Source organism: Mycobacterium sp. NAZ190054, assembly GCF_001545925.1.
Classification (GTDB): Bacteria; Actinomycetota; Actinomycetes; order Mycobacteriales; family Mycobacteriaceae; genus Mycobacterium.
Genome location: NZ_LMVQ01000357.1, coordinates 17,176 through 28,861, shown reverse-complemented (window position 1 = coordinate 28,861; position 11,686 = coordinate 17,176). Strand labels below are relative to the sequence as shown.

The 11,686-nt window shown below is 65.7% G+C and carries 12 protein-coding genes and 1 pseudogene; 9 read left to right on the top strand and 4 right to left on the bottom strand.

What is annotated here, in order from left to right; translation table 11 throughout:
* A pseudogene (locus tag ASJ79_RS34280) lies at positions 1 to 103 on the top strand (TetR family transcriptional regulator); the annotation flags it as partial.
* A gap of 163 nt (positions 104 to 266) precedes the next feature.
* Entirely contained in the window at positions 267 to 1,037 is a 771-nt protein-coding gene (locus tag ASJ79_RS21640; RefSeq protein WP_067959723.1) for an SDR family NAD(P)-dependent oxidoreductase, read from the top strand.
* An 86-nt stretch (positions 1,038 to 1,123) separates the two neighbouring features.
* Here ASJ79_RS21640 and ASJ79_RS21635 read toward each other — a convergent pair whose 3' ends face one another.
* Together ASJ79_RS21635 and ASJ79_RS21630 are read right to left on the bottom strand one after the other, a co-directional pair.
* Complete coding sequence (locus ASJ79_RS21635) at positions 1,124 to 1,903, bottom strand: enoyl-CoA hydratase/isomerase family protein (RefSeq protein WP_067959734.1); 780 nt, start codon at positions 1,901 to 1,903, stop codon at positions 1,124 to 1,126.
* A gap of 10 nt (positions 1,904 to 1,913) precedes the next feature.
* Entirely contained in the window at positions 1,914 to 2,582 is a 669-nt protein-coding gene (locus tag ASJ79_RS21630) for a TetR family transcriptional regulator (RefSeq protein WP_067959721.1), read from the bottom strand.
* A gap of 69 nt (positions 2,583 to 2,651) precedes the next feature.
* On the opposite strand from ASJ79_RS21630, the gene ASJ79_RS21625 reads away from it, so the two are divergent.
* From ASJ79_RS21625 to ASJ79_RS21615, 3 genes are all read left to right on the top strand, one after another.
* A complete protein-coding gene (locus ASJ79_RS21625; protein WP_067959718.1) occupies positions 2,652 to 3,698 on the top strand; it encodes a ferredoxin reductase in 1,047 nt (348 codons plus the stop codon).
* 82 nt (positions 3,699 to 3,780) lie between these two features.
* Entirely contained in the window at positions 3,781 to 4,896 is a 1,116-nt protein-coding gene (locus tag ASJ79_RS21620) for an acyl-CoA desaturase (protein WP_067959715.1), read from the top strand.
* A 156-nt stretch (positions 4,897 to 5,052) separates the two neighbouring features.
* Positions 5,053 to 5,493, top strand: a complete 441-nt coding sequence (locus ASJ79_RS21615; protein WP_067959731.1) for a hypothetical protein — start codon at positions 5,053 to 5,055, stop codon at positions 5,491 to 5,493.
* Positions 5,494 to 5,541: 48 nt separating this feature from the next.
* Here ASJ79_RS21615 and ASJ79_RS21610 read toward each other — a convergent pair whose 3' ends face one another.
* Both ASJ79_RS21610 and ASJ79_RS21605 read right to left on the bottom strand, forming a co-directional pair.
* Positions 5,542 to 6,465 carry a hypothetical protein gene (locus ASJ79_RS21610; protein ID WP_067959712.1) on the bottom strand — a complete coding sequence of 308 codons (924 nt, stop codon included), beginning with the start codon at positions 6,463 to 6,465 and terminating at the stop codon, positions 5,542 to 5,544.
* A gap of 196 nt (positions 6,466 to 6,661) precedes the next feature.
* A complete protein-coding gene (locus ASJ79_RS21605; RefSeq protein WP_067959708.1) occupies positions 6,662 to 7,417 on the bottom strand; it encodes a FadR/GntR family transcriptional regulator in 756 nt (251 codons plus the stop codon).
* 190 nt (positions 7,418 to 7,607) lie between these two features.
* On the opposite strand from ASJ79_RS21605, the gene ASJ79_RS21600 reads away from it, so the two are divergent.
* From ASJ79_RS21600 to ASJ79_RS21585, 4 genes are all read left to right on the top strand, one after another.
* Positions 7,608 to 8,870, top strand: coding sequence for an aconitase X catalytic domain-containing protein (locus ASJ79_RS21600; RefSeq protein ID WP_197420319.1), 1,263 nt, complete (start codon positions 7,608 to 7,610; stop codon positions 8,868 to 8,870).
* A gap of 1 nt (position 8,871) precedes the next feature.
* A complete protein-coding gene (locus ASJ79_RS21595) occupies positions 8,872 to 9,309 on the top strand; it encodes an aconitase X swivel domain-containing protein (RefSeq protein WP_067959706.1) in 438 nt (145 codons plus the stop codon).
* Positions 9,310 to 9,727: 418 nt separating this feature from the next.
* Positions 9,728 to 10,750 (top strand): ABC transporter permease, encoded by a 1,023-nt coding sequence (locus ASJ79_RS21590; protein ID WP_197420318.1) that lies wholly within the window; start codon positions 9,728 to 9,730, stop codon positions 10,748 to 10,750.
* A 61-nt stretch (positions 10,751 to 10,811) separates the two neighbouring features.
* A complete protein-coding gene (locus ASJ79_RS21585; protein WP_156448567.1) occupies positions 10,812 to 11,684 on the top strand; it encodes an ABC transporter permease in 873 nt (290 codons plus the stop codon).
* Positions 11,685 to 11,686: the final 2 nt, after the last annotated feature.

The window sequence follows — 11,686 nt, the reverse complement described above, 5'->3', positions numbered from 1 at the left end:
CATCGACAAGGAGAAGGTCACCCAGCGCGAAGCCCTGTCGTTGATCGACCGAGCCATCCGGGACGCCACCAACGGCCGCTTGGGCGGGCCGGTGGAGCCCTGATGCAGCCGAAATAACCACCACCGCCACCACCGCCACCGCCGGGGGCACCACCGCCGCCGGGGGCACCGCCGCCGCCGCCTCCACCGCCGGTTTACGTCCCGATGCCGCACGTCAGCGTCTGCGCCGACGTCGGCAGGCGCATCAGCGTGGGCGGGTGCATCTAGTGGACCGCGCTTCGTTCGACCGGCTGTTCGACATGACAGACCGGACCGTGATCGTCACCGGCGGCACCCGCGGGATCGGGCTGGCGCTGGCCGAGGGATACGTGCTGGCCGGCGCACGCGTCGTGGTGGCCAGCCGCAAGGCCGACGCGTGCGAGAAGGCCGCGCAGCACCTGCGCGAGCTCGGCGGGTCGGCGATCGGGGTGCCCACCCACCTCGGCGAGGTCGACGACCTGGCCGCCCTCGTCGAGCGCACCGTGGCCGAGTTCGGCGGTGTGGACGTCCTGGTCAACAACGCCGCCAACCCGTTGGCTCAGCCGTTCGGGCACATGACCGTCGACGCGCTCACCAAGTCGTTCGAGGTCAACCTGCGCGGCCCGGTGATGCTCGTGCAGGAGGCGCTGCCGCATCTGAAGGCCAGCGAGCACGCCGCGGTGCTGAACATGGTGTCGGTCGGCGCGTTCATCTTCGCGCCGATGCTGTCGATCTACGCGTCGATGAAGGCCGCGATGATGTCGTTCACCCGGTCGATGGCCGCGGAGTTCGTGGCGCACGGCATCCGGGTCAACGCCTTGGCGCCTGGGCCGGTGGACACCGACATGATGCGCAAGAACCCGCAGGAGGCCATCGACGGGATGGTCGGCGGCACGCTGCTGGGCCGCCTGGCGACTCCTGACGAAATGGTCGGCGCCGCACTGCTTCTGACGTCGGACGCGGGAAGCTACATCACCGGACAGGTGATCATCGCCGACGGCGGCGGCACCCCGCGCTGACCTGTTCCCCCTTCCCGCCGAAATTGCATTCCAGCAGATCCTCACTCGCACTTCGCCTGCTGGAATGCCATTTCGGCGACGGGTCGTCAGGACTTGCGCAGGATCTTGGCGGCCATCTCACGCATCTCGCCGCTGGTCGACGACAGGATCTGGCTGCGGTTCTCCAGGTGCAGCGCAGCCTCCAGGCTCGGGGCTTCGAGGTTGGCCCACAACACCTGCTTGGTCGACTCGAGCCCGAATTTGCCGTAGCCGCTGAGGGTTTCGGCGATCGCCAGCGCCTCGTCGAGGGCCGGGTCGGCGATCCGGGACGCCAGGCCCAGCCGCAACGCCTCGTCGGCGTCGACCGCGCGCGCGGTCAGGATCATGTCGAAGGCCGGGCCGGCGCCGATGAGACGCGGCAGCGTGTAGCTGACCCCGATGTCACAGCCGCCGAGGCCGAGCTTGATGAACTGCGTGCAGAACCGCGCCGACGGCGCCGCGACACGGATGTCGCAGGCCGCGGCGATCCCGAGCCCGCCGCCGTAGGCGACACCGTTGACCGCGGCGATCACCGGCTGGCGCAACCGGTGGATCTTGGCCGTCAGGTCGGCGATGCGTTCCTGCCACCGCATACCCGAGCGGGGGAACTCGGTTCCGCCGCCGGCCTCCTCGGGGCTGGGCACGCTCAGGTCGAGCCCGGCGCAGAACCCGCGGCCGGCGCCGGTGAGCACCACCACGCGGCAGGTGTTGTCGGCGGCGAGCGCGTCGAGCACGTCGTGCAGCGTCTCGACCAGTTTGTAGGACAGCGCGTTGAGCTTGTCGGGCCGGTTGAGGGTGACGACGGTGATCTCGGGCCTGGGCTGGGTGACTTCGACGACGGGCGACATGCCCGTCACGTTAACTGCTGCGCCACCCCGCCACGCCGACAGTGATCATCCGCAGTTGTTTGATCGCCTGCCGGCGGATCTCGGCGACGCTGGCGGGGTCGGTGGCGTCTTCGAGGGATTCGGCGATGACGATCATGGAGTTGACGAACACGCTGGCCAGGATGTTGAGGTCCTCGCTGCTCCAGGTGTTCAGGTTCGGGAAGCGGGCCAGGTCGATCGCCAATTCCGAGGTGATGAGCCGGATTTCGGTGCGGATCGCGTAGCGGAGCACCGTGACGCCGGTGGAGCGTTCCCGGCCGATGAAGCGCCAGTGCTCGCGGCGCTTCTGCACACCGTCGATGAGGATGTCGACCGAGGACTCGATCACCCGGTTCGGGTCGAGCTTGCCGGCGCGCGCGCTGCGCAACATGTCGCGCAGCGCGCGGAACGACTCGTCGATCAGGACGAGGCCCAGCGCCTCCATCGACTCGAAGTGCCGGTAGAACGCCGCGGGCACGATGCCGGCCTCACGGGTGACCTCACGCAGGCTCAACCCGCTGAAGCTGCGTTCGGCGAGCAGGCGCAGCGCCGCGGCGACGATGGCCCGGCGGGTGGCCTCCTTGCGTTCCTCGCGTGTCAGCGTCTCCTTCTCGCGGGGCCGGGAACGTCCCGACCGTGAGCTGGGAGTACGACTGTTCACTGTGTGAAACCTACCACAAGCTGGTAAGGCCTCTTGACGTGCCTGACCGGTGGCACGCACGGTGTACACATGTTCACCGAAACATTGACCAGGGTGCGCCGGTCCGGCCTGCTGGACCTGCTCACCGGTCCGCACGGGTTCGACCGCTACACCGAGCTGGTCGACCCGACCTGGACGCGGGCACAGGCCCGGGCCCGGGTCGTCGGGGTGCGCCGCAGCACGCCGCGAAGTGTGACGCTGACGCTGGCGCCCAACCGGGCGTTCAGCGGGTTCCGGGCGGGTCAGCACGTCAACGTCTCCGTCGACATCGACGGACGTCGCCGCACCCGGCCCTACTCGCCGGCCAACGCCGAGACCGATCCGTACGTCGAGCTGACCGTCGGTCGGCACGAGGGCGGGCTGGTGTCGACGCATCTGTTCGAGAACGCCCGGCCGGGCATGGTGGTCGGTCTGGACTCGGTCGGCGGGGAGTTCACGCTGCCCGCCGCGCCGGGGCGGCTGTTGTTCGTCTCCGGTGGCAGCGGCATCACGCCGGTGATGTCGATGCTGCGGACGTTGCGGGCGCGGCGGCACACCGCAGACGTGGTGTTCATGCACTACGCGCGGTCGGCGGAGGAGGCGTGCTACCGTGACGAGCTCGCCAAGATCGCCGCGGCGATTCCGAATGTCACTGTGCTGCACGGCTATACCCGCGACCGCAGCGGATCCGAGCTGCCCCCGCGATTCGGGGCTCAGCACGTCACGATGGATCCGGACGCGGTGTTCGTGTGCGGACCGCCCGCGCTCGTCGACGGGGTCCGGGAGATCTACCCGCACGCGTCGTCGGAGAGCTTCGTCCCACCGGTTTTCACCGGCGAATCGAGCGGCGGCCGAGTGGTTTTCGCCGACAGCGGCATCGACGTCGTCGACGACGGACGGTCGCTGCTCGACCAGGCCGAGGCCGCGGGCCTGACCCCGGAGAGCGGTTGCCGCATGGGCATCTGCTTCTCCTGCACCCGCCGCAAGACCAGCGGCGCCGTGCGCAACGTCATCACCGGAGCAGTGTCCTCGACCGAAGGGGAGGACATCCAGATCTGTGTGTCCGCACCGGTCGGCGACGTCGACATCAACCTATAACCGCCGAAATTGCATTCCAGCAGGTCTTTTCCGCTGAAACGCCGTCACAGATGCAATCTCGGCGACACCGAGAGGGAGAACCATGACTGAACTTTTGGACACCACGACCGCCCCGCAACAGCAGACCATCACCAAGACCGTCGCAGGTAGGGCCGTCACCCTGACCCCCGAACAGGCCGAGGCGTTCGGCCGCGAACTCGACGCGCTCAAGGACAGCGTCGTCGCCGACCTCGGCGAACGCGACGCCACCTACATCCGCCGAATGATCAAGGCGCAGCGCGGACTTGAGATCGGCGGTCGCGCGCTGCTGTTCGGTGGGGTGTTCCCGCCGTTCTGGCTGGCGGGCACCGCGATGCTGGGCCTGTCGAAGATCATCGACAACATGGAGATCGGCCACAACGTCATGCACGGCCAGTACGACTGGATGGGTGATCCGGCGATCTCCAGCCGCGGCTTCGAGTGGGACACCGCGTGCCCGGCCGACCAGTGGCGCCACTCGCACAACTACATGCACCACACCTACACCAACATCGTCGGACTGGACCGCGACATCGGCTACGGCATCCTACGGATGAGCACCGACCAGCGGTGGCGGCCGTACTACCTCGGCAACCCGGTGTACGCGTTCCTGCTGATGGTGCTGTTCCAGTACGGCGTGGCGCTGCACGAGTTGGAGAGCGAGAAGATCGCCGCCGGGGAGATCACGCTCACCGACAAGCGTGAGATCCTGCGCGAGATCTGGGACAAGACCAAGCGGCAGACGCTGAAGGACTACGTGGCGTTCCCGTTGCTGGCCGGGCCGTTCGCGCCGTGGGTGTTCGCCGGCAACCTGACGGCGAACCTGATGCGCAACGTGTGGGCGTACATGATCATCTTCTGCGGGCACTTCCCCGAGGACGTCCAGGAGTTCTCCGTCGAGGAGACCAAGGCCGAGACGCGCGGGCAGTGGTACTTCCGGCAGGTGCTGGGGTCGGCCAACCTGACCGGCGGCAAGCTCTTCCACATCCTCAGCGGCAACCTGTCCTTCCAGATCGAGCACCATCTGTTCCCCGACATTCCGGCGTTCCGGCACGCCGAGATCGCGCCGAAGGTGCGGGAGATCTGCGAACGCTACGGCGTGCCGTACAACACCGGGCCGCTGCCGAGGCAGTTCGCGACGGTGGTGCGCAAGATCGTGAAGTTCGCGCTGCCGTTCTGACAACTTTCCGCCGAAATGGCATTCCAGCAGGTCCTCACTCGGATTTTCGCTGCTGGAATGCCATTTCGGCACCAGGGGGACGTAGGTCTTGTGGCGGGGGCGGCCTCATGGTGAGGTGTGCGATGGGTCGGACCCTCTGTGCGGAAGGAAGCGTTCATGCGTGCTGCGTTGGCGGCGATGTCGGTGGTGGCTGCAGGAGCCGTGGGCGGTATGGGCGTGGGCGGTATGGCTGTGGCGGCGGCCCAGCCGGCGGTGCCCGATGCCGGTCAGCTCACCTCTGAGCTGCGGCAGGTGCTGAACACCGGCGCCCCGGCGAGCGAGCGCGCCGCCAAGCTGGCCGGCGGGCAGGCGGCGCTGTCGACCGCCGACAACATCGCCAACCGGCTGAACACCTACGGCGGCATGGTCAACTGGCAGGTGCAGAACCCGGTGCTCAACGGTGACCAGCTCGACGCGCAGCTCGCGGTGACGATCCCGATCTTCGGCACCAAGACCCACAACATCTACTGGGTGAACCAGGACGGGGCCTGGAAGCTGTCCAACCCGTCGGCCTGTGTGATCGCGACCGACGTCGCCGGTGTGGACTGCACGGTCTGACCCCGCGCCGAAACTGACCCTGCGCCGAAATTGCATTCCAGCAGGGCGTCACTCGAACTTCCCCTGCATAGTCGCAGTTTCGCCCCAGTGGCGGCGGAAGTAGGCATAGCGCGGGATCTGCACGGTTCCGCGCCAGCCCCGGGCCCGCAACGCCTCGGTCAAGGCATGAACCGTGGCGACCGGGTCGTCCTCTTTGACGACCACGGTCACGCGCCACCCGAGGCGACGCAGAGTCGGCAGCACATGCCGGTCCTTGAGGTACTGCGCACGGTTGGCCTGATGGTGTTCGCCGTCGTACTCGAGCGCGACGCTGTACCGTTCCCATCCGAAATCGAGGATGCGCACCGGCTTTCCGCGTTCGTCGACGACGGGGATCTGCGTGTCCGGCGCGGGCAGGCCGCAGTCGATGACGAACTTGCGCCACCAGGACTCCTGCGGTGACTGCGCGCCGCCGTCGACGATCGGAAGCAACGCCTTGAGCTGCACAACCCCACGCGCACCCTTGTACCGCTTCGTCAGCATCATCACGTCCTCCACCGAATACGGCCGGACGCGCATCAGCGCGTCCAGACGGCCGAGCGCCTCGTGGTCCGGCTGAAAACGGCCGAGGTCGAATGCTGTCCGTGCGGGTGTGGCCACCGGCAGACCGGCCAGGTCCTGCCACTCGTCGGGCGCGATGCGCTCGTTGCGGGCGACGATTCCCACGGGTGCGCGAGGAAACTTGAAGATCAACTCGATCTCGGCCCGGTCGTCGATCCACGCGGCCCCGTGCAGCGCGGCGGCGGCCAGCCCGGTGATAATGCCGGAGCGGTGCGACCACAGCCAGGCGGCTTCGGTGCGGTCGCGTAGCGTGGGTGTCCGACTCTTCGGCATGTGCACATTCCGAAAGACCGGGCGGTACCAGCGTTGCAGTTCATGGCGCGTGACGACACGGTCGGTGACGGCCTCGGTCCCGATGATGATGTCTCCCATGGCTGCATCGTCGCGATGGGCTCTGACGGCGCGGCGGGTCCGACGGTCCGAATCGGCGAGTTGTCCACAGGTCGAGGGTTATCCACAGCCTGCCGAGATTGCAGCTATGCAGAGGGCTTCTCGAACTTTCGCTGCTGGAATGCAATTTCGGCGGAGAGGGGGAGGGGGAGGAGCGAGGCTGGGGGAGACCGCCGCTCTAGCGCGTGCCGGCAAGGAGGAAGGCGGGCATCTGACGGTGCGGGGTCCGCTGCAGCACGTCGATGACGATGCCTTCGAAATGGCCGAGATGCCTATACATTTCGGCTTCGATCTCTGCCGGGTCGCCCCGCTTGAGAGCTGCCAACGTAGCGGTGTGCAGTTCGATGCCGGCGGCGTAATCCTCTGGGGTGCGCAGCATCATGTCGTGGATCGGGGCCAGTTCGTGCTCCAAACCCAACATCATCGACTGCAGTGAGTTGTTGCGAGCCGCTCGCCACATGACACGGTGGAACAGAAGCTCGGCCTGTTCAGCGCGGTTGATGTCGTCTTGGTTGTTGGCCAGCAGGTCGATCGATTCCTGAAGTTCAGCAAAATCCTCGTCAGTGGCCCGGAAAGCGGCCAGTTGTGCGATCCGCGGTTCGAGGGTCTTGCGGGCCTCCAGGACACGAAATATGTCGTCGGCTTCGAGTTCACCGACCGAGTCGGGCTTGTCCAAGAGTTCGTCGGGAATCCAGATCGAGATGATTTCGGCGTTGCCTTGCCTGCCGGGCCGACGGCGCAGCACCCCGGCCTCGGCCAAGCGATTCATCGCGGCGCTGACCGTGGGTCGAGAGACGTCCATCTGGGCGGCCAGCACACGCTCTCCCGGCAGAACATCGCCGACCTTCAATTCGCCGGATCGAAGCCTGTCTGCGATCTGGCCGACGACATCTCCGGCAACGCTTCGTGTTCGAACAGGGTGGAACGCCCGCACTGCACCGCCTCCTCCCTGTGGTGACTCGACAAATGATAGGTTCCGTCGCCGCTAATGGTGACCTGCCCCACCGGTGAGCGCCGAGTTCGCCCTCATAGTCGTGACAACTGCCTCCATAGTATGCATACTTATCGCCACTAAAAGGTAATTTTGATTGGCCTTTAATCTCGTGGCCTAGGAGGGACCGCGCGTGTCCTTGTCGGACGTCTGCCTCAGCGCCTCGGACGAAGCGTTCCTACGTGGTGACCGAGGGCCGGGGGCGGCATTGGCGATGCGGGTGCTGCTTGCGGTGGCGCGAAGCATGGGTGCGCCGCACCTGGTCGATGTGGAAAGCGCGCATGTGGATGGCTGCCTCTATATCGGTCCGGTGTCCATCGCTTACGTCCGGGCCCTGATCGAGGGCGAGGCTCGCGTCAGCGTCCCGACGTCGCTGAACGTCGGCTCGATCGACCAATTGCATCCGGAGCAGTGGAACGGGACCGCCGAGCTGGCCAGCAACGCGCGGGTATTGATGGATCTGTATATCGCGCTCGGTTGCAAGCCGACCTGGACGTGCGCTCCGTACCTGTTGCGGGACCGCCCGCGTTTCGGCGCCCATATCGCCTGGGGAGAGTCGAACGCCATCGTTTTTGCCAACAGTGTGCTCGGCGCGCGCACGCAGCGGTACGGCGACTTCATAGACATCGCTGCGGCCATCGTGGGCCGCGCTCCGATGGCCGGGTTGCATACCGACGAAGGGCGGCTCGGCCAGGTGCTGGTCGATGTCACCGGGCTACCCGAAGCGGTCAGCCGGCGGGAATCGTTCTTTGCCGTGTTGGGCCATCTTGTCGGTCAGTGGTGCGGCAGTCGCATCCCGGTGGTCGAAGGAATTGGCGAGGCCAGCGAGGACCAGCTCAAAGCGTTCGGTGCGGCGACTGCATCCAGCGGCGCCGTGGCGTTGTTCCACATCGTCGGTGTCACTCCGGAAGCCCCGACCGCCGCCGACGCGTTCGGCGGTCGCAGCCCGACCGAATCGATCCGGGTCACCGTCGATGACCTGCGGCGAGGATGGGCGGAACTGTCCACACGCCGCGAGGGGACACTCGGCGCGGTGTGTATCGGCACACCACACTTCTCGATCGCGGAGTTCCATCAACTGGCAGAGATACTCGGGGGCAGACGGATTGATTCCCGAACGCCCTTGTATGTCAATGCCGGCCGCTGGGTCTACGAGACGATAGCCGAACAGGGAATCGCGCAATCCCTCGACGCCGCCGGCGTCAGAATCGTCACCGACACCTGTACATACAACACACCGATCCTCGGCGAGGTTGGCGGACTGGTGATGACCAACTCGGCGAAATGGGCCTGGTATGCCCCCCGCAATATCGGCGTAGACGTGCTCTTCGCCGATCTGCATTCCTGTGTGGAGTCTGCCGTGGAAGGAAGGGTCGTAGCTGATGCGGGTTACTGACGTGACCGGTGCGGCGCGCACCCTGGTGGCCGGACGAGCCCAGGGCGAGGTCTTGAAGCTGTCGGAGCCGCTCAATGCCTGGGGTGGTCTGGACCCGGAGACCGGAATCATCGTCCATCACAGTCACCCGCAACGCGGGGAATCCCTGGCCGGACGCATGCTGGTGATGCAGGAATCACGCGGCTCAGGCACCAACGCTCAGGTTTTCGCGCAGGCATGGGCCAATGGAAACGGGCCACTGGGAGTCGTTCTCGGCGCACCCGATTACGTGCTGTGTGTCGGCGCTGTTGTCACTAACGAGCTTTACGGAATCGCGTGCCCGGTCGTCGTCATCGAACCCGATGCCTACGGCGCGTTGAACCATGGGGATCACGTCACCGTGGTGGCAGACGACATCAAGGCCACCGTCGTAGCGCGCGACGCGCGTGTCGACGGATAACTCACACTGTGTGGACAACATCCCGTCGGACGATGGAGGTGCCGTGACCGACGATGACTCCCGTGATGCCGACCGACGCGGCGACGGTCCCGTCCGCGATCCGGCGTTCGGGAAACGAACGTGGCTAGCGCGACTCGACGACTGGCTCTGCGGCTGCGACATGTTGCGCTACCCGGCCAGAGCTGGGCGTGTGAGCTTTACGCCCACTCTTGTCGCAGCCGATTCCGCAGGTGCGTCGGAGCCCACTGGCTGAGCGGGCGACTGGTCCTTCCGATGGCGGCTTGTTAAGCCGCCATTAACTTTCTAAATTCGGCCTTACCTCTAAAGGCAAAGTCTACTATCCTTCAAAGGACAGTGACGCGATGACTGCTGGAGACATGATGAGACACAGGTCACATACCGTGCGGGTGGTACTTCGATGACGGCGATTGATTCCCCACCCGACACAGCCCCGGCCCCTCCGGACCGACCTTTCGCGCGTCGCCACCCGATCCTGCGAATGCTTGCAAGCCGGCTGGCGTCGGGCGTGCTTTCGGTATTCGTGGTCAGCGCCATCGTTTACTGGGCCACCCTGGTGCTCCCCGGCAATGCGGCCAGCGCCATCCTCGGTCAGAGCGCGACGCCTGAGCGTATCGCCGAGCTGACCGAACGGCTGAACCTCGACGAGCCCATGCTCAGCCGGTACTGGGACTGGTTGACAGGAGCGGTGCGTTTCGACTTCGGGAACTCGCTCGCCAACGGGCAACCCGTCGCCGAGTACCTGATGCCGCGCCTGGAGAACAGCATTGTGCTGGTGGTGGTGGCCGCTATCGTCTCCACATTGCTCGGCCTCGCGCTGGGAGCCTGGGCCGCTCTGCGTCGCGACAAGCCCGTCGACCACGGCCTTTCGGTCGTGGCGCTGGTCGCAAGCGCGCTGCCCGAGTTCGTTGTCGGTGTGTTCGTGGTCCTGACGTTTTCGGTGGCGATCTTCCACTGGTTCCCGGCGGTGTCTGTGCTTCCACCCGGTGTTCACGCCTGGGAGCGACCCGGGCAACTCGTTCTGCCCGTGCTCACGCTCGTCATCGTCGTGACGCCGTATGTCTTCCGCATGATGCGCGCCGCCACCATCGAGGCGCTCAACAGCGAGTACGTCGAACTCGCGACCCTCAAAGGCGTCAGCCGCAACCGCATTCTTTTCCGCCACGCGGTTCCCAATGCATTGGCGCCGACCATCCAGGTGGTCGGCCTCAACCTGCTCTATCTCGCCGGCGGCATCGTTCTTGTCGAGACCGTCTTCAACTACCAGGGATTGGGCCTGGCGCTCGTCAACGCCGTCAACACTCGCGATGTCCCGGTCATCCAGTTCATCGTGGTGCTCCTCGCAGTGTTCTACGTCCTGCTCAATATTGCGACAGATCTACTCGTACTTCTCGTCAGCCCCCGCAAGAGACAAGGGCACTGAAATGACCTCAGTGGTTGAAAATGCTGCTGCCACAACAGATCCAGTACGGCGACGAGGTGCGATGTCACTGGTGCTCGCCGGTGCGCTCCGCAGCACGCGGGGCCGGGCGGCGGCAGGAATCTTGCTTCTGGTCCTGGCCGTAGCGATAGTCGGTCCGTTCGTCGCACCGTACTCGGCGACTGAGGTCGTAACCGCGACCTTCAACAAACCCGGGAGCGGCACCCTCTTCGGCGGAGACAATCTCGGCCGCGACGTCTTGTCCCGTGTGCTACACGGTGGCTGGGTTCTCATCCTGCTCGCGTTGGCGGCCACCGCAATCGGCTTGGCTGTCGGAGCTGTCGGCGGCCTAATGGCTGCCTATGTCGGCGGCAAGACCGACTCCGTGATCATGCGCATCGTTGACATCGTGCTGGCGCTGCCGCAGATCATCTTCGCCCTGCTTCTGCTCAGCGTCGTGGGTCCCAAGATCTGGCTGCTGGTGGTGGCTGTGGGACTATCACACGCGCCGCAGGTGGCCCGTGTCGTCTACGCCGCTGCGCAGGATGTGACGGAGCGGGACTTCGTGAAGGTTGCGCGGTTGTGGGGCATGCCGCCGCTCAAGGTGATCACCACCGAAATCCTGCCGAATCTGCTGACACCGCTGATGGTCGAAGCCGGCCTGCGCATGAGCTACTCGGTCATCATGATCTCGGGCTTGAGCTTCCTTGGCTTCGGTCGCCAGCCACCTGCCGCCGACTGGGGTCTGATGATCAACGAGAACCGACTCGGCCTCTACACCAACCCCTGGTGTATGGCGTTGCCGGCGTTGCTGATCGCGCTCTTGGCAGTCGGAATCAACTTGTTCACCGATGCGATCGCAAGGGCTTCCCTCGGCGAGGAGCGTGGTGAAGATGCAGTCCTGTCCAGCTCGCTCGGCACCGTAGTGGAGAAGTAAAC

What these genes read in the sequence shown, in the direction of transcription:
- ASJ79_RS21615 (WP_067959731.1), top strand. Translation starts at nt 5,053, where the DNA reads ATGCGTGCTGCGTTGGCGGCGATGTCGGTGGTGGCTGCAGGAGCCGTG.
- ASJ79_RS21625 (WP_067959718.1), top strand. Translation starts at nt 2,652, where the DNA reads ATGTTCACCGAAACATTGACCAGGGTGCGCCGGTCCGGCCTGCTGGAC.
- ASJ79_RS21590 (WP_197420318.1), top strand. Translation starts at nt 9,728, where the DNA reads ATGACGGCGATTGATTCCCCACCCGACACAGCCCCGGCCCCTCCGGAC.
- ASJ79_RS21620 (WP_067959715.1), top strand. Translation starts at nt 3,781, where the DNA reads ATGACTGAACTTTTGGACACCACGACCGCCCCGCAACAGCAGACCATC.
- ASJ79_RS21610 (WP_067959712.1), bottom strand. Translation starts at nt 6,465, where the DNA reads ATGGGAGACATCATCATCGGGACCGAGGCCGTCACCGACCGTGTCGTC.
- ASJ79_RS21635 (WP_067959734.1), bottom strand. Translation starts at nt 1,903, where the DNA reads ATGTCGCCCGTCGTCGAAGTCACCCAGCCCAGGCCCGAGATCACCGTC.
- ASJ79_RS21585 (WP_156448567.1), top strand. Translation starts at nt 10,812, where the DNA reads ATGTCACTGGTGCTCGCCGGTGCGCTCCGCAGCACGCGGGGCCGGGCG.